The sequence below is a fragment of the Desulfonatronum sp. SC1 genome, from assembly GCF_003046795.1.
Classification (GTDB): Bacteria; Desulfobacterota; Desulfovibrionia; order Desulfovibrionales; family Desulfonatronaceae; genus Desulfonatronum.
Window position 1 is genome coordinate 107,458 of the sequence record NZ_PZKN01000009.1, and the last position, 21,442, is coordinate 128,899.

General features: G+C 57.1%; 19 protein-coding genes and 5 tRNA genes. All 24 read right to left on the bottom strand.

The features are described from left to right. Complete coding sequence (rplW, locus tag C6366_RS06955) at nucleotides 1-291, bottom strand: 50S ribosomal protein L23 (protein WP_031388526.1); 291 nt, start codon at nucleotides 289-291, stop codon at nucleotides 1-3. 2 nt (nucleotides 292-293) lie between these two features. Further along, nucleotides 294-914: a 50S ribosomal protein L4 gene (gene rplD, locus C6366_RS06960; RefSeq protein ID WP_107736607.1), complete on the bottom strand. Its 621-nt coding sequence runs from the start codon at nucleotides 912-914 to the stop codon at nucleotides 294-296. Nucleotides 915-933: 19 nt separating this feature from the next. Further along, the gene (gene rplC, locus C6366_RS06965; RefSeq protein WP_107736608.1) at nucleotides 934-1,569 is read right to left on the bottom strand and encodes a 50S ribosomal protein L3; all 636 of its coding nucleotides are present in this window, start codon (nucleotides 1,567-1,569) and stop codon (nucleotides 934-936) included. Nucleotides 1,570-1,581: 12 nt separating this feature from the next. Further along, the gene (gene rpsJ, locus C6366_RS06970) at nucleotides 1,582-1,890 is read right to left on the bottom strand and encodes a 30S ribosomal protein S10 (RefSeq protein WP_028570868.1); all 309 of its coding nucleotides are present in this window, start codon (nucleotides 1,888-1,890) and stop codon (nucleotides 1,582-1,584) included. Nucleotides 1,891-1,899: 9 nt separating this feature from the next. Next, nucleotides 1,900-3,093 carry an elongation factor Tu gene (gene tuf / locus C6366_RS06975; RefSeq protein ID WP_107736609.1) on the bottom strand — a complete coding sequence of 398 codons (1,194 nt, stop codon included), beginning with the start codon at nucleotides 3,091-3,093 and terminating at the stop codon, nucleotides 1,900-1,902. A gap of 9 nt (nucleotides 3,094-3,102) precedes the next feature. Beyond that, complete coding sequence (fusA, locus tag C6366_RS06980; protein WP_107736610.1) at nucleotides 3,103-5,181, bottom strand: elongation factor G; 2,079 nt, start codon at nucleotides 5,179-5,181, stop codon at nucleotides 3,103-3,105. A 14-nt stretch (nucleotides 5,182-5,195) separates the two neighbouring features. Continuing rightward, a complete protein-coding gene (gene rpsG, locus C6366_RS06985) occupies nucleotides 5,196-5,666 on the bottom strand; it encodes a 30S ribosomal protein S7 (RefSeq protein ID WP_107736611.1) in 471 nt (156 codons plus the stop codon). A gap of 15 nt (nucleotides 5,667-5,681) precedes the next feature. Continuing rightward, entirely contained in the window at nucleotides 5,682-6,056 is a 375-nt protein-coding gene (gene rpsL / locus C6366_RS06990; protein ID WP_028573519.1) for a 30S ribosomal protein S12, read from the bottom strand. Between the two features lie 211 nt (nucleotides 6,057-6,267). After that, on the bottom strand, nucleotides 6,268-10,425 hold the full coding sequence (rpoC, locus tag C6366_RS06995) for a DNA-directed RNA polymerase subunit beta' (protein WP_107736612.1): 4,158 nt from the start codon (nucleotides 10,423-10,425) through the stop codon (nucleotides 6,268-6,270). A gap of 151 nt (nucleotides 10,426-10,576) precedes the next feature. Then, nucleotides 10,577-14,677 (bottom strand): DNA-directed RNA polymerase subunit beta, encoded by a 4,101-nt coding sequence (rpoB, locus tag C6366_RS07000; RefSeq protein WP_107736613.1) that lies wholly within the window; start codon nucleotides 14,675-14,677, stop codon nucleotides 10,577-10,579. Between the two features lie 525 nt (nucleotides 14,678-15,202). Then, nucleotides 15,203-15,586, bottom strand: coding sequence for a 50S ribosomal protein L7/L12 (gene rplL / locus C6366_RS07005; protein WP_107736614.1), 384 nt, complete (start codon nucleotides 15,584-15,586; stop codon nucleotides 15,203-15,205). Nucleotides 15,587-15,628: 42 nt separating this feature from the next. Beyond that, nucleotides 15,629-16,159 (bottom strand): 50S ribosomal protein L10, encoded by a 531-nt coding sequence (gene rplJ, locus C6366_RS07010; RefSeq protein WP_107736615.1) that lies wholly within the window; start codon nucleotides 16,157-16,159, stop codon nucleotides 15,629-15,631. Between the two features lie 169 nt (nucleotides 16,160-16,328). After that, complete coding sequence (gene rplA / locus C6366_RS07015) at nucleotides 16,329-17,027, bottom strand: 50S ribosomal protein L1 (RefSeq protein ID WP_107736616.1); 699 nt, start codon at nucleotides 17,025-17,027, stop codon at nucleotides 16,329-16,331. An 18-nt stretch (nucleotides 17,028-17,045) separates the two neighbouring features. Beyond that, a complete protein-coding gene (rplK, locus tag C6366_RS07020) occupies nucleotides 17,046-17,471 on the bottom strand; it encodes a 50S ribosomal protein L11 (protein ID WP_028573513.1) in 426 nt (141 codons plus the stop codon). 36 nt (nucleotides 17,472-17,507) lie between these two features. Continuing rightward, nucleotides 17,508-18,053 carry a transcription termination/antitermination protein NusG gene (gene nusG / locus C6366_RS07025; RefSeq protein WP_107736617.1) on the bottom strand — a complete coding sequence of 182 codons (546 nt, stop codon included), beginning with the start codon at nucleotides 18,051-18,053 and terminating at the stop codon, nucleotides 17,508-17,510. Nucleotides 18,054-18,123: 70 nt separating this feature from the next. Then, a complete protein-coding gene (gene secE / locus C6366_RS07030; protein ID WP_107736618.1) occupies nucleotides 18,124-18,372 on the bottom strand; it encodes a preprotein translocase subunit SecE in 249 nt (82 codons plus the stop codon). 19 nt (nucleotides 18,373-18,391) lie between these two features. Continuing rightward, nucleotides 18,392-18,468: transfer RNA gene (locus tag C6366_RS07035), tRNA-Trp, on the bottom strand. Nucleotides 18,469-18,489: 21 nt separating this feature from the next. Further along, on the bottom strand, nucleotides 18,490-18,639 hold the full coding sequence (rpmG, locus tag C6366_RS07040) for a 50S ribosomal protein L33 (protein ID WP_028573510.1): 150 nt from the start codon (nucleotides 18,637-18,639) through the stop codon (nucleotides 18,490-18,492). A 35-nt stretch (nucleotides 18,640-18,674) separates the two neighbouring features. After that, a complete protein-coding gene (gene tuf / locus C6366_RS07045; RefSeq protein WP_107736619.1) occupies nucleotides 18,675-19,868 on the bottom strand; it encodes an elongation factor Tu in 1,194 nt (397 codons plus the stop codon). A gap of 101 nt (nucleotides 19,869-19,969) precedes the next feature. After that, nucleotides 19,970-20,045, bottom strand: a tRNA-Thr gene (locus C6366_RS07050). Between the two features lie 36 nt (nucleotides 20,046-20,081). Beyond that, nucleotides 20,082-20,158: transfer RNA gene (locus tag C6366_RS07055), tRNA-Gly, on the bottom strand. Nucleotides 20,159-20,244: 86 nt separating this feature from the next. Continuing rightward, a tRNA-Tyr gene (locus tag C6366_RS07060) sits at nucleotides 20,245-20,330 on the bottom strand. Nucleotides 20,331-20,353: 23 nt separating this feature from the next. Next, a tRNA-Thr gene (locus tag C6366_RS07065) sits at nucleotides 20,354-20,428 on the bottom strand. Between the two features lie 83 nt (nucleotides 20,429-20,511). After that, nucleotides 20,512-21,442, bottom strand: a 931-nt coding sequence (locus tag C6366_RS07070) for an RNA pseudouridine synthase (RefSeq protein WP_146164790.1), incomplete at its 5' end; no start/stop codon positions are given.

Below are 21,442 nucleotides of genomic sequence, written 5' to 3' on the forward strand. Positions count from 1 at the left end.
TTAGACCCCTTCAAAAAAATCTATTTTCTCGCCTTCGGCAAGGGTCACATAAGCTTTCCGGAAACCGGTGTCGCGAACGAGTCGGCGATTGGCCTTGCGTTGGGTGAGCGTCTTTTTCCGTGCGATGTTGACCTTGCTTACCTTCACGTCAAAGGCGTCCTGAACCGCTTTCTTGACTTCAATCTTATTAGCGGAAGGATGGACTTGAAAGACCACCTGGTTGGCCGCGCTTTTGATCAGCGTCGCCTTTTCGGAGACGTGCGGTCGAAGCAAAATTTGCGTGTAGTTCATGGCTATTTCAACCTTTTCTGAAGTGATTCGACGGCAGCGGCGGAGACCATCAGCCACGGGTGACGCAACACCTCATAGACGTTGACGCCGTCAGCGGTCCGTACGGACACTCCGGGAATGTTCCGGGACGAAAGCGTAAGGTTGTTATCCACTTCCGAAAGAACAATCAAGACCTTCGGCATGTCGAAAAGCTGTACGAATTGATTAAGCGTCTTGGTTTTGATCTCTTCAAGCCTTATGCCGTCAACCACGGCCAGATTCTGATCAGCCAGGCGAGCGGAAAGCGCCATGCGCATGGCCAACTTTTGAACCTTTTTATTGACCTTGAAGGAGTAATCTCTGGCCGTGGGGCCATGGGTGACCGCGCCGGAACGCCACAAAGGCGAGCGATTCGAGCCGGCGCGAGCCCTGCCTGTTCCCTTTTGACGCCAGGGCTTTTTCCCGCCGCCGCGAATAGTGGACCTGGTCTTTACACCAACGGTTCCAGAGCGCTTCGCGGCCAAATGCGCCCGTACCACCAAATGGAGAATCTCTGGGCGCGCTTCAACCTCGAAAACGTCGGGATCCAGCGTCAATTCACCCACAACCTGTCGCTGCTGATTTAAAATATCGACCACAGCCATTTCATCCACCTTTTATTCTTTACGCCTGTTGCTTTCTGACAATCACAAGCCCGTTCTTCGGTCCGGGAATCTGCCCTTTGACCAGCAGCAAATTATCCCCAGCACGGATGGCCACGACCTCGACATTCTTATATGAAGTCTTGCGGTCTCCCATGTGACCGGCCATCTTCTTTCCTTTGATGACGCGCCCGGGCTTGGTGTTGCACCCAATGGCTCCCGCGTTGCGATGGATTTTTTCCGCGCCGTGAGATGCTGATCCACCGCGAAACCCCCAGCGCTTCACAACGCCAGCAAAGCCCTTTCCCTTGGAGTTGCCGGTGATCTTGACCTTTTCACCAGGCGTGAACATCTCCAACCCAAGAGCCTGTCCGATTTCGTACCCTTCGACGGATTCAATACGAAACTCGCGCAGATTTCGAAAATAACCACTTCCGGCCTTGTCCAAATGACCTTTCAGAGGCTTGTTCAACTTATTGGGCCGGGACTCTTCAAAACCGACCTGTAAAGCGGAATATCCGTCCTTAGCGCGTTCCTTGACCTGGACGATGGGGCACGGACCGGCCTGGATCACCGTTACCGGGATGACCATTCCGTCGCTCCCGAAAATTCGGCTCATTCCCAGCTTTCGGCCAAGGATTCCAAGTGTATTCGACATGACTTGCCCCCGTTATAACTTGATTTCCACGTCGACGCCGGCAGGAAGATTCAGCTTTCCCAGGGCGTCCACTGTTTGTTGCGTCGGTTCCAGAATGTCCAGAAGACGTTTGTGAACCCGGACCTCGAATTGTTCCCGAGACTTCTTATCCACGTGCACGGACCTATTCACGGTGTACTTATGAATATTTGTCGGAATGGGAATCGGCCCGGCAAGTCCGGCTCCGGTGTTCCGCGCCGTGTCGACGATCTCGGCCACGGCCTTGTCCAAAATCCTGTAGTCAAAGGCCTTGAGTTTGATCCTGATGCGATCGCTGTTCATGGTCGTACCCTATTCGATGATTTCAGAGATGACGCCGGCGCCGACGGTTCGGCCGCCTTCACGGATGGCGAAGCGTACGCCCAGTTCCATGGCTATGGGGGCGATCAGCTCCACGTTGAAGGTCGCGTTGTCCCCGGGCATGACCATTTCCACGCCCTCGGCCAGGGTCACCACGCCGGTGATGTCCGTGGTCCGGAAGTAGAACTGCGGTCGATATCCGCTGAAGAACGGGGTGTGCCGACCGCCCTCTTCCTTGGACAACACGTACACCTCGGCCACGAACCTGCGGTGCGGGGTGATGGACTTGGGAGCGGCCAGAACCTGTCCGCGTTCCACGTCCTCGCGCTTCACGCCGCGTAAGAGCGCACCGATGTTGTCGCCGGCCTGGCCTTGGTCAAGGAGTTTGCGGAACATCTCAACGCCCGTGCAAACCGTCTTGCGGGTCTCGTTGATCCCAACGATCTCCACTTCCTCACCGACCTTGACCACGCCGCGCTCAACACGGCCGGTGACCACGGTGCCGCGACCGGAAATGCTGAACACGTCCTCAATGGGCATCAAAAAAGGCTTATCGATGTCGCGCACCGGCTCCGGAACGTAGCTGTCCAGGGCGTCCATCAGGTCGAAGATGCACTTGGCATCAGGGCTGTCCACGCTGTCGGCTTCCAGAGCCTTCAAGGCGCTGCCCTGAATCACCGGAACGTCGTCGCCGGGAAAGCCGTACTTGGACAGCAGTTCGCGGACTTCCAGCTCCACCAGCTCCAACAGTTCCGGGTCGTCCACCAGATCGACCTTGTTCATGAACACCAACAGGCAGGGAACGCCGACCTGACGAGCAAGCAGGATGTGCTCGCGGGTCTGAGGCATCGGGCCGTCCGTGGCCGCGACCACCAGAATAGCGCCGTCCATCTGGGCCGCGCCGGTGATCATGTTCTTGATGTAGTCGGCGTGACCCGGGCAATCCACGTGGGCGTAGTGCCGGTTCGCGGTCTCGTATTCCACGTGCGCCGTGGCGATGGTGATCCCGCGCTCCTTTTCCTCGGGCGCCTTGTCGATCTGGTCGAACGGGACGAAGTTCGCTCCGCCCTTGATGCTCAACATCTTGGTGATCGCGGCGGTCAACGTCGTTTTTCCATGGTCAATGTGGCCGATGGTGCCGACGTTTACGTGCGGTTTGGTCCGCTGAAATTTTGCCTTGGCCATATGATCCCCCTACTTCCGCTTGGAAATGATTTCTTCGGCGATTTGCGCCGGAACTCGTTCGTAATGGTCAAACTGCATGCTGTAGCTGGCCCGTCCCTGGGTCATGGAACGCAGCTGCGTGGCATAGCCGAACATGGAACTCAACGGAACGTGCGCACGAATAATCTGCGTTCCGTGCCGGGACTCCAGGTTGGTGATTTTCCCTCTGCGTCCGTTGACGTCGCCCATGACGTCGCCGAGATAATCCTCCGGGGTCAGAACTTCCACGGACATCACCGGTTCAAGGAGAACCGGCTTGCTTTTACGGCAGGCCTCCTTGAAGCACATGGAACCGGCGATGAAAAAGGCCTGTTCCGAGGAGTCAACCTCATGGAAAGAACCGAAAACCAACTTCACCGCTATGTCCACCACCGGGAACCCGGCCAAAACACCGGAACTCATGGCGTGCTTGACCCCCTTCTCGACGGCCGGAATGTATTCCTTGGGAATGACACCGCCGACGATGGAATTGGTAAAGGCAAATCCAACGCCCGGTTCCTGGGGCTCGAGTTCCATGACGGTGTGGGCGTACTGGCCACGACCGCCGCTTTGCTTGACGTACCGCGTTTCCTGCTTCGTCGGAACGGTGATGGTTTCCCGGTACGCCACCTGGGGCTGGCCGACGTTGGCGTTCACTCCGAATTCTCGGGTCAAGCGGTCGACGATGATTTCCAGATGCAGTTCGCCCATCCCGGCGATCAAAGTTTGGTTGGTCTCTTCATTGGTTTTGACCCTGAAGGATGGATCTTCCTTGGCCAGTTTGGCCAGGGACTGGCTCAAGGCGTCTCGGTCAGCCTTGGTCTTGGGCTCAATGGCCACTTCGATGACCGGCTCGGGGAAATCCATGGATTCAAGCATGATCAACCGCTCCGGAGCACAGAGCGTATCTCCGGTGGAAGCATGCTTCAGGCCGACGGCGGCGACGATGTCCCCGGCGAAAGCCTCCTTGATTTCCTCCCGCTTGTTGGCATGCATCTTCAACAGACGACCGATGCGTTCTTTTTTACCGCTACTGACGTTGACCACGGTCATTCCGCTTTCGATCTTCCCAGAGTAGACGCGCAGAAAAGCCAGGTGGCCGACATACGGATCATTGGCCAGCTTGAAGGTCAAGGCGCTCAACGGCAAATTGTCGTCACAGGGACTGGTCATCTCCTCGCCGGTATCGGGGTTGGTCCCCTTCATCTCCGCCACGTCCAACGGACTCGGGAAGAAGGCCACGACGGCATCCAGTAACGGCTGAACCCCTTTATTTTTGAAAGCCGAACCGCACAGCACCGGACAAATCTTCATGGATATGGTAGCCGCGCGAACGGCGTTCATCACGGATTCGGGCTCCAGCACTTCGCCGCCCAGATATTTCTCAAGAAGCTCCTCGTCTTCCTCGGCTACGGCTTCCAGCATGAGCTGACGCCAAGAATCGTACTCCTCGCGGTACTCATCGGGAATGTCGACATAAGCGTACTCTTTGACCACCACGGAACCGTCGTCGAAAAACAGGGCCTTGCCCTGAATCAGGTCGATGATGCCTTTGAAATTTTCTTCGGCTCCGATGGGAATCTGCAAGGGAACGGGCTTCGCCTTGAGACGCTCCTTGATCATCTCCACGACGCGAAAAAAATCAGCACCGGTCCGGTCCATCTTGTTCACGAAGGCCAAGCGCGGCACCTTGTAGCGGTCGGCCTGTCGCCAGACGGTTTCGGATTGAGGCTCCACTCCGCCCACCGCGCAAAACACGGCTACGGCTCCGTCAAGAACCCGCAAGGACCGCTCCACTTCCACCGTGAAGTCCACGTGGCCGGGGGTATCGATGATGTTGACCCGGTAATCCTTCCAGAAACAGGTCGTGGCCGCGGAAGTGATGGTAATCCCTCGCTCTTGCTCCTGGACCATCCAGTCCATGACCGCCTGCCCGTCATGAACCTCACCGAGCTTATGCGATACCCCGGTATAAAACAGGATACGTTCGGTGGTCGTCGTCTTTCCGGCGTCAATATGGGCCATAATGCCGATATTGCGCTGCCGATCAATAGGTACGGTTCTTGACACGTGTAAATCCTTCCTTACCAGCGAAAATGCGCGAAGGCCTTGTTCGCGTCGGCCATCTTATGCGTGTCTTCCCGCTTTTTCGCGGCTCCACCGCGTTTATTGTAGGCATCCAGAAGCTCCGCGCCCAGACGCTGCACCATGCCCTTCTCCCCGCGATTCCGGGAGTAGTTGATCAGCCACCGGATGGCCAACGAGGTTTGTCGGCCAGGAGCGACCTCCACCGGAACCTGATAGGTCGCGCCGCCCACGCGCCGAGACTTAACCTCGACCTGGGGACGGACGTTGTCCACGGCCTGCTCGAACGACTTCAATGCCGGCTCCTGAGTTTTCTCGGAGAGGAAGTCCAGGGCCTGAAAGAAGATGCCCTCGGCAACGCTTTTCTTTCCACCATACATCAACCGATTGATGAACCTGGTGACCAACTGACTGCCGTACACCGGGTCTGGCAGAATGATTCGCTTCGGAATGGGTCCTTTTCTTGGCATGTTTCTCTGGTCCTTTTACGATTTTGGTCGCTTCGCCCCGTATTTGGAGCGGCTTTGACGACGATCCTGTACCCCGGAAGTGTCCAGGCTGCCGCGAACGATGTGGTATCGCACGCCGGGCAGGTCCTTGACGCGACCGCCGCGAATCATGACCACGGAGTGCTCTTGAAGATTATGACCTTCCCCGGGAATGTACGAGGTAACTTCGATCCCGTTGGTCAACCGGACCCTGGCCACTTTCCTCAACGCCGAGTTCGGCTTCTTCGGGGTGGTTGTATAAACCCGGACACAGACGCCGCGTCGTTGTGGACAGCTTTGCAGGGCCGGAGTCTTTTTCCGCTTTTCGATTTTCTTCCGCTCATTGCGAATCAACTGACTTATCGTGGGCATACTTGCGTCTCCAGATTGAACGTCAAAAGAGGGGATGTTTATTATTTCCAACCCTGCTTGTCAACCCTTGTTATAAACTCCGATCTGAACACCAACAACTTGCCGCGGTTTCGGGCGTAAAAAAGTGGAAACCGGACGACCGGTTCCCACTTTCCGCGGACAATCACGAAGCCAAGCCGTGATTATGCCCGAGGCATGCGCCCGCTGGTGGTCAGTATTCGCCTACCAACAGGTGGTCCTGTTCCAGGTCCTCCAGAAAAGAATCCTCGCGCTCCGGCTGTTCCGGGACGATGATGTCGCAATCCGTGTAGCGCCGATACCCCGTACCGGCCGGAACGAGTCGCCCGACGATCACGTTTTCCTTCAGTCCCATCAGATAGTCTTCCTTGCCGCGCAAGGAAGCCTCAGTCAGGACCTTGGTCGTTTCCTGGAACGACGCTGCGGAGATGAACGAGTCCGTGTTCAAGGAAGCCTGGGTGATGCCCAACACCAGCGGCTCGGCCACCGCCGGCTGCAGCCCGTTTTCCAAACAGCGCAGATTCTCATGCATGAAGCGATGCTTGTCCACCTGCTCGCCCAGAAGAAAAGGTGTCTCTCCCGGCTCGATGACCTGGACCTTTTTCAGCATCTGGCGAACGATCACTTCAATATGCTTGTCGTTGATCTGCACACCCTGGTGCCGATACACATCCTGGACCTCTTCCACGAGATACTTGGCCAACTGCTTCTCGCCCTTGATCTTCAGGATGTCGTGCAGCTCGGGATAGCCTTCGGTCAGGAGTTCCCCCGCTTCGACCAAGTCTCCCTCCTGCACCGTGATGTGCTTGCCTTTGGGCACTAGGTATTCCTTCGGATCCCCGGTGTCCGGAGTGACGATCAGCTTGCGCTTGCCCTTGGCGTCCGGGCCGAAGGAAACGATCCCGTCGATTTCCGAAACCACCCCTAGTTCCTTGGGCTTGCGGACCTCGAACAGCTCGGCTACCCGGGGCAGACCGCCGACGATGTCGCGGGTCTTAGAGGTCTCTCGCGGCTTGCGGGCGATGATGTCTCCGGGACGGACCTGGTCGCCGTCCTGGACCATGAGCACCGCGCCCACCGGCAACTGAAACATGGCCGGTGAATTGGTCCCCGGACGAGTCACCTGGTTGCCCTGATCGTCAAGGATGGCGATAGCCGGACGGAAATTGGTCGTCCGATACTCGATGATGGTCTTGGTGGTCCGCAAGGTGGTCTCATCCATCTTGTCCTGGAAGGTCCGCCCCTCAATGATGTCCGTAAACCGAACCGAACCTTCCACGTCCACGACGAAAGGCTCGTTAAAGGGATCCCATTCCACCAGCAGCTTGCCCTTCTCCACTTCCTGCTGATCCTGAACGAACAGCTTCGCGCCCAAGGGCAAGGTGTACTTTTCCCGCTCCCGGCCTTGATCATCCACGATGCTCAACTGACCGCTCTTGTTGATGATCAGGGCATGGCCTTCGGAGTTCTCCACGGTTTTGACCCGGGACAATATCACCCGTCCGATGAAATGAGCCGTAATGGAGGACTGTTCTATTTCTTTGGACGCGGTGCCGCCGATGTGGAAGGTGCGCATGGTCAGCTGCGTACCCGGCTCGCCGATGGACTGGGCCGCGATGATCCCCACGGCCTCGCCCACGTTAACCAGACGGCCCGTTGCCAGATCCTGGCCGTAGCAGGACGCGCAGACCCCGTGGGGGCTCTTGCAGGTGACCACCGAGCGCACCGTCATGGAGTTCAGGCCCGAGGTCTCGATCATTTGTGCGTACTGCTCGCTGATCAGGGTGTTCGCCGGAATCATCACCTCGTCCGTGACCGGGTCGAAGGCATCGAACATGGTCAACCGACCGGCAACGCGTTGACTCAGCCGCTCCTTAATCTCTCCGGCCTTGATCATGTGTCCGATGTCCAGGCCGTCCACGGTGCCGCAATCCTTTTCATAGATCTGCACGTCCTGGACCACGTCCACCAGACGCCGAGTCAGGTACCCCGAGTTGGCCGTCTTCAGCGCAGTGTCCGCCAAGCCTTTGCGCGCTCCATGAGTGGAAATGAAGTACTGGAGCACAGTCAGGCCCTCACGAAACGATGCCGTGATCGGCGTTTCAATGATTTCCCCCGACGGTTTGGCCATCAGACCTCGCATCCCGGCCAACTGACGCATCTGGTCCGGGTTGCCCCGCGCGCCGGAGGTGGACATCATGAAGATCGGGTTGAAGCTGATATTCTCCTCTTGCCTCCCGGTTTTTTCATCGGTCAGAACCTCATGAGACATCGTGTGCATCATTTCCCTGGCAACGTCATTGGTGGCCTTGGTCCAGACATCCACGACCTTGTTGTATTTCTCGGTCCGGGTGATGATGCCGTCGCGGTACTGGGCCTCGATGTGGGTCACCTCTTCAAAAGAGTTGTTCAGGATGACTTCCTTTTGCTCAGGGATCGTCAAGTCCTTCAGGCCCACGGACAGGCCAGCCCGAGTGGAGAACTCGTACCCCATGTCCTTGAGGCGGTCGCAGAGGATGACCGTGGCCTTGATCCCGGCCCGACGATACGCCTCACCCACCAGGCGGGCGATGCTTTTCTTGTTCAGAAGTTGGTTGACCAACTCAAACGGGACCCCCGGAGGAAGCAGCTCCGCCACCAGGATTCTGCCCGGAGTGGTGTCCACCAGCTTCCCGTCCATCCGGACCTTGATCCGGGCGTGAAGGTCGATGGCCTCGGCGTCATACGCCGCGCTGACCTCCCACGAATTCGCGAAAACCTTGCCTTCCCCCTTGCTGAAGGAGCGATCCACCGTCAGGTAGAACAAGCCGAGCACGATATCCTGGCTGGGAACGATGATCGGCACCCCGTTGGCCGGGGACAGAATATTGTTGGTGGACATCATCAACACCCGGCATTCGATCTGGGCCTCGATGGACAAAGGAATGTGCACGGCCATCTGATCGCCGTCAAAGTCCGCGTTGAACGCGGTGCAGACCAGCGGGTGCAACTGGATGGCCTTGCCTTCCACCAGCAGCGGTTCAAAGGCCTGAATCCCCAGGCGGTGCAGCGTGGGGGCCCGGTTAAGCATGATCGGGTATTCGCGGACCACGTCCTCCAGGATATCCCAGACCACCACGTCCTCGCGCTCGACCATTTTCTTCGCGCCCTTGATGGACGTGGTCAATCCGCGCTTTTCCAACTGGGAGTAAATGAACGGCTTGAACAACTCCAGGGCCATCTTCTTGGGCAGGCCGCACTGGTGCAGCTTCAGCTTCGGCCCGACCACGATCACCGAGCGGCCGGAATAGTCCACCCGTTTGCCCAGAAGATTCTGACGGAACCGGCCCTGCTTGCCTTTGATCATGTCGCTCAGGGACTTCAGCGGACGTCCATTCGTTCCGGAAATCGGCCGTCCGCGCCGACCGTTGTCGAACAGCGCGTCCACGGACTCCTGGAGCATCCGCTTTTCGTTGCGGATGATGATGTCCGGAGCGCCCAGTTCCATCAGCCGTTTCAGGCGGTTGTTTCGGTTGATCACCCTGCGGTAGAGGTCATTGAGATCCGAAGTGGCGAAGCGACCGCCGTCCAGGGGCACCAGGGGCCGCAGTTCCGGCGGAATGATCGGAATGACTTCCATGATCATCCACTCCGGTCGATTTCCGGATTCCAGAAAAGCCTCGATAATCTTAAGGCGCTTGGCCACCTTCTTCTTTTTCGTCTGGGACTTGGTCTTGGCGCCCTCTTCACGCAACTCGGTCCTGAGCGCCGCCAGGTCCAACTCCTCGATCAGCTTGCGGATGGATTCCGCCCCCATGCCCACGGTGATCGCGTCTTCACCGAAGTGTTCGATCACCTGATAGTATTGCTCCTCGGAGATAACCTGATACTTCAGCAGGTTGGTCTGCCCGGGATCCAGAACGATGAAGGAATCGAAGTAGAGCACCTTTTCCAAATCGGCCATGGTCATGTCCAAAAGGGTGCCGATCTTGGAGGGCAGGCTTTTCAGAAACCAGATATGAGCCACCGGCGAGGCCAACTCGATGTGGCCCATCCGCTCCCGGCGGACCTTGGAGGCGATCACTTCCACCCCGCACTTCTCGCAGACGATCCCCCGGTGTTTCATCCGCTTGTACTTGCCGCAATTGCACTCGTAGTCCTTGACCGGGCCAAAAATTTTGGCGCAGAACAGACCGTCCCTCTCTGGTTTGAAGGTTCGGTAGTTGATGGTTTCCGGCTTCTTGACCTCGCCGAAGGACCATTCGCGAATGGTCTCCGGCGCGGCGATGGATATCTTGATGCCCTTGAGCGTCTTGCTGTTGGGCGTGGTTGAAGAACTTCCCCGCATGGAAAAAAGTTCATCTAATGACATTGTGTGTCCCCCTTTGGGTCCTCGGATCACTCTCTGTGGTAAACCGCTCTCAATCCCGACCGGATGGTCTCCGATCGAGAAAAAAGCTCCGTCGCAAGCCGTCCGGCATCCCGATGGCGGCTTTGCGCCCGGGATGCTTTCCAACGCCCTGCTAGGCGGAACCGCGGCGTTTCTTCTTATCTTCCTGGAGCAACGTGACGTCCAACCCCAGGGACATCAATTCCTTGATTAACACGTTGAAGGACTCCGGCAGACCAGCCTCGAGAAAGTTGTCGCCCTTGACGATCTTCTCGTACATATTCACCCGGCCGGTGACGTCGTCGGACTTGACGGTCAGGAATTCCTGGAGCACATGGGCCGCGCCGTAGGCTTCCATGGCCCAGACTTCCATCTCGCCCAGCCGCTGCCCGCCGAACTGAGCCTTGCCGCCCAGTGGCTGTTGGGTGACCAGAGAGTAAGGCCCCGTGGAACGAGCATGGATTTTTTCGTCCACCAAATGGTGCAGCTTCAGGATATACATGCTGCCTACGGTCACCCGGTTGTGGAAGGCCTCGCCGGTGCGGCCGTCAAAGAGGACGCTCTTGCCGTCATCCGGTAATCCGGCCTTGCGCAGCCACTTCCAGATTTCATCCTCGTGGGCGCCGTCGAAAACCGGACTCTTGGTAATGATCCCGTTGCGCAGTTCCCGCACGGCGGCGACGAATTCCTCGTCGTCCTGCTCGTCGACCAAGGAAGAAATGGCCTCCGAGTCGAAAACGTCCTTGATCTCCCGGCGTAACTGGGCCACATCGTCGCCCTGTTCAACCATCCGGGCCACCTGTTTGCCCAGTTCCAGCGCGCCCCAACCCAGGTGGGTTTCCATGATCTGCCCGATGTTCATTCGCGAGGGCACGCCCAGCGGATTCAGGACAATGTCCACCGGGGTTCCGTCGGCGAAGAACGGCATGTCTTCTTCTGGTAAAATACAGGAGACCACGCCCTTGTTGCCGTGACGGCCGGCCATCTTATCGCCCACGGATAGCTTGCGCTTCACGGCCACGTACACTTTAACCATCTTGATCACGCCCGGGGGCAAATCGTCGCCCTCGGTGATCCGTTCGCTTTTGATCTTGTAGGACTCCTGAACAAAGCCGATCTGTCGTTCATAGTCCTGAATCAACTCCTGAATCTCGTCGTTCACGGTCTTGAGCACGAACAATCCGGCCAGTTTCTTCAAGGGCACCTGGTCTAGAACATCGCGGGTCATGAACATGTTCGCTTCCACGAGCACTTCACCCTTACGCTTGCCCATCAGGGTCTGCCCAAGTCGCTTTCCGTCCACCAACCGCCAGACCTTTTCCCGCATGGCCTCGGTCAGCCCGGAAACGATCTGTCGCTCCTTGGCCTCCAGCCGGATCAACTTGTCCTTTTCAATGGCCTTGGAACGATCGTCCTTGTCTCCCATCCGTCGGTTGAAGACCCGCACGTCGATGACCGTACCCTCGATGCCCGGTGGAACCTTGAGCGAAGAGTTCTTCACGTCCCGGGCCTTGTCGCCGAAAATAGCCCGAAGCAATTTTTCCTCGGGTGTGAGCTGGGTCTCGCCCTTGGGCGTGATCTTGCCCACAAGAATATCGTCAGGCTGAACCGGCGCGCCGATGCGGATGATTCCGCTTTCATCCAGATTGCGCAGCATCTCCTCGCCGACATTGGGGATGTCTTTGGTCACTTCTTCGGGGCCCAGCTTGGTGTCTCGAGCCACCAATTCAAACTCCTCGATATGCATGGAGGTGAAGACGTCTTCCTTGACCACCCGCTCGGAAATCAGGATGGAATCCTCGAAGTTGTAGCCGCACCAGGGCATGAAGGCCACGAGCAGGTTCTTGCCCAAGGCCAGTTCGCCCTGCTGAATTCCAGGTCCGTCGGCCAGCACCTGCCCCTTGGAGATGGGCTGGCCTTCCATAACCAACGACTTTTGACCGAAGCAGGTATTTTGGTTGGACTTGTGAAACTTCAGCAGCTCATAAACCTTCAATCCGCCGGTTTCGGGAAACAGGTCGCCCTCGTAGCTAACCACGATACGTTCGGAATCGGCATATCGAACCATGCCGTCCCCGGCGGCAAGAACGCAGCTTCCGGAATCCTGGGCCACGATGCTCTCCATGCCCGTACCGACGATGGGCCGCTCGCAGCGCAGCAAAGGAACGGCCTGACGCTGCATGTTCGACCCCATCAAGGCCCGGTTGGCGTCGTCGTGTTCCAGAAAAGGGATCAGGGACGCGGAAACCGAAACGATCTGGCTTGGAGAGATGTCCATCAAGGTCACCTCATCTCGATTGACCAGGGCGAAGTCGCCCTTGACCCGGGCCGTGACGATCTCGTTGACGAAGCGACCGTCCTGGTCCAACTCGGCGTTGGCCTGAGCAATGACCTCCCCGCCTTCGCGGGAGGCGTCCATGTACAATACATCCAGAGAGGCCTGACCGTTTTTCACGATCCGGTACGGACTTTCGATGAACCCGAAGGCGTTGACCTGGGCAAAAGTGGTCATGGAGACGATTAAGCCGATGTTCGGGCCTTCAGGAGTTTCGATGGGACAAATCCGGCCGTAATGGCTGGTATGCACGTCGCGGACCTCGAAACCGGCCCGGTCGCGGGTCAGACCGCCGGGGCCCAACGCGGAAAGACGTCGTTTGTGGGTCACCTCGGAAAGGGGGTTGGTCTGGTCCATGAATTGGGAAAGCTGAGAAGTGCCGAAGAATTCCTTGATCGCGGCCACCACCGGCTTGGGATTGATCAAGTCGTGCGGCATCAGCGTGGCCACGTCCTGGAGACTCATCCGCTCTTTGATGGCTCGTTCCATGCGCACCAAGCCAATTCTGTACTGGTTCTCCACCAGCTCACCTACAGGACGGACGCGGCGATTGCCCAGGTGGTCGATATCGTCGGACGGCCCATGCGAGTCCTTCAAGTCCACCAGATGTTTCAGAGCCCTGAGGATGTCGTCGTTGGTCAAAGTCCGCTGATCGTGGGGAACGTCCAGACCCAGCCTGGAATTCAGCTTATACCGGCCTACCGGGGAAAGATCGTAGTAATCGGGATTGCGGAACAAATTGTCGAAAAAGGTCGCGGCCACCTCGGCAGTGGGCGGAGAACTGGGGCGCAACCGGCGGAAGATCTCCACCTGAGCGGACTCGATATCCGTAGTCTTGTCCAGCTGCATGGTCTCGCGAACCGTGGCCGAAACTTCAACTCCGGTGATGTACAGCACCGGGAGGCGCAACAGATTGGCTTCCTTGCACTGCTCCAGGAACGCTTCGGAAATTTCGTCGCCCACCAGGGCCAATATTTCCCCGGTTTCTGGGTGAACGACGTCCTGGGCCAGAAACTGACCGGGCAGTTGTGCAGGGTCGATCTCCAGTTTGGAAATCCCTTCCTTGACAATCTTCTTCCAAATTCGAGCCTTGACCATGGTTCCAGCCGAAGCCAGAACCTCTCCGGAAGAATCAACCACGTCAGCGTAGAGTTGCTCCTTGCGGACTAAATTTTCTTGTATCTCGCGATAGATCTTGCCGCCGTCGAGTTGATAGTATTCGGTCTTGTAAAAAAAGTTGAGAATATCCTCGTTCGTCATCCCCATGGCCTTGAGCAGGATGGTCACCGGCATTTTGCGACGCCGATCGATGCGAACATAGAAAATGTCCTTGTGGTCGAACTCGAAATCCAACCAGGAACCACGCATGGGGATGATTCGCGAGGAGTAGAGGACCTTGCGGCTGGTATGCGTCTTGCCGAAGTCGTGCTCAAAAATTATCCCGGGGGAACGCTGCAACTGGTTGACGATTACCCGTTCGGTGCCGTTGATGATGAACGTGCCCTTTTCCGTCATCAAGGGAATGGTCCCGAAATAGATGTCTTGTTCCTTGATGTCCCGTATGGACCGGCTATCTGTTTCCTCATCGACGTCGAAGACCACAAGCCGGACGCGAATGCGAACGGGGGCTTCGTAGTGCAACCCCTTGGCCAAGCATTCGGCAACGTCGAACTTGGGTTGACCAATTTCGTAACTGACGAACTCCAACGTCGCGGTTTTGTTGAAGTCGTGAATGGGAAAAACTGAGCGGAAAACGCCTTCAAGTCCAACATCTGCTCTCGCGGCCGTCGCGATATCCTTTTGAAGAAAGTGGAGATAGGATTGAATTTGCAGTTCGAGAAGATGGGGAGTATTGAGAACACTTTGGATTTTTCCAAACTTTTTAACAAGTTGTGTCATCGTCACCCTCAACGTAATGCGTGTAAAAAGTTTCTATGATAAATGCGCGCAAGGCGCATGGGCGTAATGTTGCAGCGGCATTTGATTGTTGATCGATTGTCGCCGACCAAGACAATCCTCATCTTTGAAGAGATTGATTCATCGTCCTGAATCAGATAAAAGATGAACACGGTGGATCATGCCAAGTAACATGGAACTGTAAAAAAATCTTAATTGTAGATTCGGAAATCGAAGAAATGTTGACGGTTAATGCTCTAAGTGCGTACAGAATGGAATGTTAGCACGGACCGTGACGTATGGCGCTTCATCTTTCAAAGCGGCCGACCGTGAAGCCAATCAATTTTCGAGCATTACGAAAGGAAATTGTCCTGACATTCACCTTAGCGCGGTGATCATTCTCCTTCCAAGTGTTCCGTTGGCCCTGGTAATTTCGGAAGAAGACGAGTTCGATGCGGGCTGAAAAACAAAACGGAAACAGGAAGCGCGGGAATCCCACGCTTCCTGAAATACTCATCTGGTTCGCGACTACTTCAACTCGACCGTCGCGCCGGCCTCTTCCAACTGCTTCTTCGCGTCCTCGGCGTCGGCCTTGGATGCGGCTTCCTTGATCACGGAAGGCGCTTCGTCGACCTTGGCCTTGGCTTCCTTCAGCCCCAAGCCGGTCAAAGCGCGAACGACCTTGATCACGTTGATCTTGTTGCCGCCGGCGCTGGCCAGGACGACGTCGAACTCGGTCTTTTCCTCGGCGGCCGGCGCATCAGCTCCGGCAACAGGAGCAGCCGCAACGGCGGCCACGGGAGCCGCGGCGGATACGCCAAACTTTTCTTCCAGTTCCTTGATGAACTCGGCGAGTTCCAGGACGGTCATGTTGGAGATGAATTCAACAACTTGTTCTTTGGTAACGCTCATGATGATAGTTCCTCCTGATGGCTTAAGCTTTGGCTCGTAAGATTAAACGGACTGCGTCTGTTCCTTCTGGTCCTTGATCGCGTTCAAGGCGTACAGAAAGTTCCGCAAAATATTGGCGAACAACCCGACGAAATTGGTCGGCACCGCGTTCATGGTTCCCAGGGCCCTGGCCAGTAGCACTTCCTTTCCGGGCAGCTTGGCCAACTCGTCGATCTGAGTGTTGGAAAGAAACTTGCCCTCGAGGCTCGCGAAACGGGTACTGAAGTTCTTGGCGCCCTTTTCGAATTCGACGAGAATCTTGGCCGCGGCGACCGGGTCCCCGGCGGCAAAGGCAATAGCGCAACAGTCCTTGAGCGAGTCGTTCAAGACCGCGTGCGGCGTGCCGTCCAGAGCGATGCGGGCCAAGGTATTCTTGACGACATGATAGTCCACCCCAGATTCCCGAAGCTTGACGCGCAAGGGCGTCACTTCTTCAACCTTCAGGCCCTTGAAGTCCGTCACGATGGCGATGCTGGCCGTGGAAGCCTTGCCTCGCAATTTCTCGATGACTTCGCCTTTTTGCGTTCTGTTCACGTGTTTTCACCTCCTTTGCGGCATGATGTGGCAAAGAAGAGCCAAAGCGGGTCTCGGCAGGAAATTAAGGAGATCGCCCCACCTGCTGTCTTTGACTCCGGATTTGCCATCCAAAAATGAAACCTCGAGCCCGCGGACGCGGGCTCGATGGATGACTTGCGGCGGGATCTCAGTCTCTCGGCATGCTCTGCATATCGAGCTTGATGCCAGGCCCCATGGTCGTGGATACGGCCATGGAACGAAAATAGGTTCCCTTGGCCGAAGCGGGCTTGAGACGGGTGAGGGTGTCCACGACGGTGCGCAAATTATCCACGAGCTTGTCCGCACCGAAGGAAACCTTGCCCAACGGAGAGTGGATCACGCCGGCTTTGTCCACCTTGAACTCGACGCGACCGGCCTTCATTTCCTTGACCGCCTTGCCGATGTCAAAGGTGACGGTCCCGGTCTTGGCATTGGGCATCAGGCCACGCGGCCCGAGTATCCGTCCGATCTTTCCGATCTGGGCCATCATGTCCGGAGTGGCCACGGCTTGATCGAATTCAAGCCAGCCTTCCTTGATTTTTTCAATCAGATCCTCGGCACCGACGAAATCGGCTCCGGCTTCCTTGGCCTCGGCTTCCTTGTCACCCTTGCAGAACGCGGCGACACGGACTTCCTTGCCCAGGCCGTGCGGCAAGGTCACCGCGCCTCGGACCATTTGATCAGAATACTTCGGATCAACTCCGAGACAGACGGCGACGTCGACGGTTTCGTCGAATTTCGCATAGGAAAGCTTCAAGGCCAAATCCAAGCCATCCTTGACCGGGAACTTATTCTTCAGGTCCAGATCTTGGACGGCATTGCGATATTTTTTTCCATGTGTAGGCATGATCTTTCTTCCTTTCCCCTAAATTTCAACCTCGAGTCCCATGCTCCGCGCTGTTCCCATAACGGTCAACATGGCGGCATCGAGGCTCCCCGCGGTCAGATCCGGCATCTTCAACTTGGCGATCTCCTCCACCTGGGCCTTGGAGACCTTGCCGACTTTGGTCTTGTTCGGTTCGCCGGATCCCTTGTCCAGTTTGGCGGCTTTCAACAGCAGCACCGAAGCCGGCGGGGTCTTGGTGACGAAAGTGAAGGTTCTGTCCGCATACACCGTGATGATCACGGGCGTGATCATGCCTTTTTGGTCTTGCGTCTTGGCATTGAAGCTCTTACAGAACTCCATGATGTTCACCCCGTGCTGACCCAAGGCGGGTCCTACAGGGGGAGAAGGGTTGGCAGCCCCGGCCGGAACCTGGAGCTTGATTTTCGCTTTGATTTTCTTAGCCATGAATATACCTGCTCAATGATCCGCGACAGTACGGAATTATGTTTTGCTCACCTGGACGAATTCCAGTTCCACCGGCGTCTGCCTCCCGAAAATGGAGACCGTCACCTTCAGCTTGCCCTTATCGTAGTTGACCTCTTCCACAACGGCGTTGAAATTGGCGAACGGTCCGTCGATGACACGCACCTCGTCGCCGCGTTCAAAAGAAAATTTCGGACGGGGCTGCTCCTGACGTGTTTCCATCATGTCCAAAATTTTCAACGCCTCTCGCTCCGGCATCGGCAACGGCCTGTTCTTACCCCCCAAAAAACCGGTCACCCGGGGCAGGGACTGGACTAGGTGCCAGGACTCGTCGGTCAGAATCATCTTAACCATGATATAGCCGGGGTAAAACTTGCGCGTGGAGGTTTTTTTCTCCCCCTTGACAAGTTCCACCACCTTCTCCGTCGGAACGACGACTTCCTCGATCAGACCAAGCGTCCTGCTGGTCCGGATCATTTCTTTGATGGTTCGTTCAACACGTTGTTCAAATCCCGTGTGCGTGTGAACGATGTACCATTGCGGTTTCGGTGTTGTCGTTTCCATGGATATCGAGGGTTGCCCGCCGTGAGCGCCGTAAGGCCGAACAGGAGGAATTGGACGAGAAAATTCGTGCCTAGTAGAGTATTACTTCAACGATCTTAGCCAGGGCCAGATCGACGAGACCAAGAAAGAGCGACATGATGACCACGAGAACGACGACGGCCATACAGGTAGCCGTCGTCTCCTTGCGTGTCGGCCAAGTTACCTTTTTCAGTTCCAGTTTGGATTTCTCAACAAAATCCTTGAACTGAAGCGCTTTTTCCTTGATGTCGAAGCGTTTGGCCGGAGCCTTTTTTTCGTCACCAGATTGTAGTTTCGCCATATCCCATCCGTTAAGAAGTTGGCAGGCCAGGAGGGATTCGAACCCCCAGCCCCCGGATTTGGAGTCCGGTGCTCTAACCGTTAGAGCTACTGGCCTGCATTACAGAGAAAACGTCGATTACTTCGTTTCCCGATGGACCCGATGCCCTCCGCAGAACGGACAAAACTTCTTCATTTCGATCCGCCCCGTGGAGTTTTTCTTGTTTTTCTCCGTGGCGTAATTGCGTCGCTTGCAGTCGAGGCAAGCCAGCAAAACATTGATTCGCATAACGCTTCCTTATAGTTCAGGATGCCGAAACCGGGTTATTCGACGATTTCGGAGATGACGCCGGCGCCGACGGTTCGGCCGCCTTCACGGATGGCGAAGCGTACGCCCAGTTCCATGGCTATGGGGGCGATCAGCTCCACGTTGAAGGTCGCGTTGTCCCCGGGCATGACCATTTCCACGCCCTCGGCCAGGGTCACCACGCCGGTGATGTCCGTGGTCCGGAAGTAGAACTGCGGTCGATATCCGCTGAAGAACGGGGTGTGCCGACCGCCCTCTTCCTTGGACAACACGTACACCTCGGCCACGAACCTGCGGTGCGGGGTGATGGACTTGGGAGCGGCCAGAACCTGTCCGCGTTCCACTTCCTCGCGCTTCACGCCGCGCAAGAGCGCACCGATGTTGTCGCCGGCCTGGCCTTGGTCAAGGAGTTTGCGGAACATCTCAACGCCCGTGCAGACCGTCTTGCGGGTCTCGTTGATCCCAACGATCTCCACTTCCTCACCGACCTTGACCACGCCGCGCTCAACACGGCCGGTGACCACGGTGCCGCGACCGGAAATGCTGAACACGTCCTCGATGGGCATCAAAAAAGGCTTGTCGATGTCGCGCACCGGCTCCGGAACGTAGCTGTCCAGGGCGTCCATCAGGTCGAAGATGCACTTGGCATCAGGGCTGTCCACGCTGTCGGCTTCCAGAGCCTTCAAGGCGCTGCCCTGAATCACCGGAACGTCGTCGCCGGGAAAGCCGTACTTGGACAGCAGTTCGCGGACTTCCAGCTCCACCAGCTCCAACAGTTCCGGGTCGTCCACCAGATCGACCTTGTTCATGAACACCAACAGGCAGGGAACGCCGACCTGACGAGCAAGCAGGATGTGCTCGCGGGTCTGGGGCATCGGGCCGTCCGTGGCCGCGACCACCAGAATAGCGCCGTCCATCTGGGCCGCGCCGGTGATCATGTTCTTGATGTAGTCGGCGTGACCCGGGCAGTCCACGTGGGCGTAGTGCCGGTTCGCGGTCTCGTATTCCACGTGCGCCGTGGCGATGGTGATCCCGCGCTCCTTTTCCTCGGGCGCCTTGTCGATCTGGTCGAACGGGACGAAGTTCGCTCCGCCCTTGATGCTCAGCATCTTGGTAATCGCGGCGGTCAATGTCGTCTTGCCGTGGTCAATGTGGCCGATGGTGCCGACGTTTACGTGCGGTTTGGTCCGCTGAAATTTTGCCTTGGCCATACGATCCCCCTAACGTGAATTTTGAGTAAAAATGTTGCCGAAGAACAACGACGGCGCAAAAATGAAACAAAAAGCGCTCCCGACCGAGTCGTCAAAAGAGATGGAGCCCACAACCGGATTTGAACCGGTGACCTCTTCCTTACCAAGGAAGTGCTCTACCGACTGAGCTATGTGGGCTCGGTATGCTGCGTGGAGCAAATAGGGAGGCCGATGTGGAGCGGGAAACGGGACTTGAACCCGCAACCCTCAGCTTGGAAGGCTGATGCTCTAGCCAATTGAGCTATTCCCGCACGGGCGCTGACACATATATCGTCGTGTAGTCCAGCAACAGGCCCTCGGAACGTCCTGTCTCCTACAGCAATCTCAAAAAAAATTATGGTGGAGGGGGGAGGATTTGAACCTCCGAAAGCTTACGCTGACAGATTTACAGTCTGTTCCCTTTGGCCACTCGGGAACCCCTCCGATCAACCTTTTGGTCGACTTCATGGAGCTGGCGATGGGATTTGAACCCGCAACCTGCTGATTACAAGTCAGCTGCTCTACCGTTGAGCTACGCCAGCCACAAAGAGAGAGGCATTTACATGGGGCCGATAAAAAATGCAAGCTCTCCGGGCGACATTTTTTTGAAAAAAAGTCGTCGGCTTCATCCTTGTCCCTGGATCAATCTGAATTCCTTACCTGAATCGGCCCGAAATCCCGGAAGGAGAATCTCTCGATGATGCAGGCCGATCCAGCCCAGATCCGGCCCTGAGCCGTATAACGGGTCGAACAACACCGGATGGCCGATGGACGCCAAATGCGCCCGGATCTGGTGTCGACGGCCCTTGAGTATTTCCACCCGAACCGGAGTGACTTCCCCGGTACGTTCCCAAGCGGTCTCCCAAGGGATTTTTGAGACACCTCCCCCTCCTAGGTGCGCCGACTGTCCCAAAGCTTCCACGACTTTCAGGCACTCAGCCTTGGTCGCGACCAGAGGCGTCACCCGTGTCCAGCGCAGCGCATCCGGCTCTTCCACGCTCAAAGCCCGCACCTTGCGCCGCTTGGCCGTGTCCAAAGCCCCCCGGATCACCACGGACCCACTCAGCCTCCCATGCACCACGGCCAGATACTCCTTGCGCACCCGGCCCTGATCCTGCCACGCGGCATAATCCCGAGCCGCCTGCCCATGCAGGGCCACCAGGACCAGACCGGAAACCGGCTGATCCAAACGGTTCAGGAGGAGTGCTGAAGCTCCAGGAAACAGATCAACCAAGGCCTCTTCCAGAGTCAGCCCCGCACCATCCACGCGCCGACTCCACGGCCTGCGCGATAAGCCCGGTTGGAGCCCCTCGGGAAGTCTTTCGGAGAGTCGCTCGCAGTGCATCCCGGCTGACTTGACCAGGGCCGCGAAGTCGGCACTTCGGCCCGCGACCCGAACAGCGGGGGTCTCGGGCTCCTGAAACGTCGAGAGGGCTTCTTCCTCAGCCAGACCGGACTCTTGACCACCCCGCACCCGGACCCGTTGCCCTTCGGACACCCGAAATCCCGCCGCCCGTGGACGCCCATCCACGTCAACCCGGCACGCTTCCAAAACC

What these genes read in the sequence shown, in the direction of transcription:
- rplW (WP_031388526.1), bottom strand. Translation starts at nt 291, where the DNA reads ATGAACTACACGCAAATTTTGCTTCGACCGCACGTCTCCGAAAAGGCG.
- rplD (WP_107736607.1), bottom strand. Translation starts at nt 914, where the DNA reads ATGGCTGTGGTCGATATTTTAAATCAGCAGCGACAGGTTGTGGGTGAA.
- rplC (WP_107736608.1), bottom strand. Translation starts at nt 1,569, where the DNA reads ATGTCGAATACACTTGGAATCCTTGGCCGAAAGCTGGGAATGAGCCGA.
- rpsJ (WP_028570868.1), bottom strand. Translation starts at nt 1,890, where the DNA reads ATGAACAGCGATCGCATCAGGATCAAACTCAAGGCCTTTGACTACAGG.
- tuf (WP_107736609.1), bottom strand. Translation starts at nt 3,093, where the DNA reads ATGGCCAAGGCAAAATTTCAGCGGACCAAACCGCACGTAAACGTCGGC.
- rpsG (WP_107736611.1), bottom strand. Translation starts at nt 5,666, where the DNA reads ATGCCAAGAAAAGGACCCATTCCGAAGCGAATCATTCTGCCAGACCCG.
- rpsL (WP_028573519.1), bottom strand. Translation starts at nt 6,056, where the DNA reads ATGCCCACGATAAGTCAGTTGATTCGCAATGAGCGGAAGAAAATCGAA.
- rpoC (WP_107736612.1), bottom strand. Translation starts at nt 10,425, where the DNA reads ATGTCATTAGATGAACTTTTTTCCATGCGGGGAAGTTCTTCAACCACG.
- rpoB (WP_107736613.1), bottom strand. Translation starts at nt 14,677, where the DNA reads ATGACACAACTTGTTAAAAAGTTTGGAAAAATCCAAAGTGTTCTCAAT.
- rplL (WP_107736614.1), bottom strand. Translation starts at nt 15,586, where the DNA reads ATGAGCGTTACCAAAGAACAAGTTGTTGAATTCATCTCCAACATGACC.
- rplA (WP_107736616.1), bottom strand. Translation starts at nt 17,027, where the DNA reads ATGCCTACACATGGAAAAAAATATCGCAATGCCGTCCAAGATCTGGAC.
- rplK (WP_028573513.1), bottom strand. Translation starts at nt 17,471, where the DNA reads ATGGCTAAGAAAATCAAAGCGAAAATCAAGCTCCAGGTTCCGGCCGGG.
- nusG (WP_107736617.1), bottom strand. Translation starts at nt 18,053, where the DNA reads ATGGAAACGACAACACCGAAACCGCAATGGTACATCGTTCACACGCAC.
- secE (WP_107736618.1), bottom strand. Translation starts at nt 18,372, where the DNA reads ATGGCGAAACTACAATCTGGTGACGAAAAAAAGGCTCCGGCCAAACGC.
- rpmG (WP_028573510.1), bottom strand. Translation starts at nt 18,639, where the DNA reads ATGCGAATCAATGTTTTGCTGGCTTGCCTCGACTGCAAGCGACGCAAT.
- tuf (WP_107736619.1), bottom strand. Translation starts at nt 19,868, where the DNA reads ATGGCCAAGGCAAAATTTCAGCGGACCAAACCGCACGTAAACGTCGGC.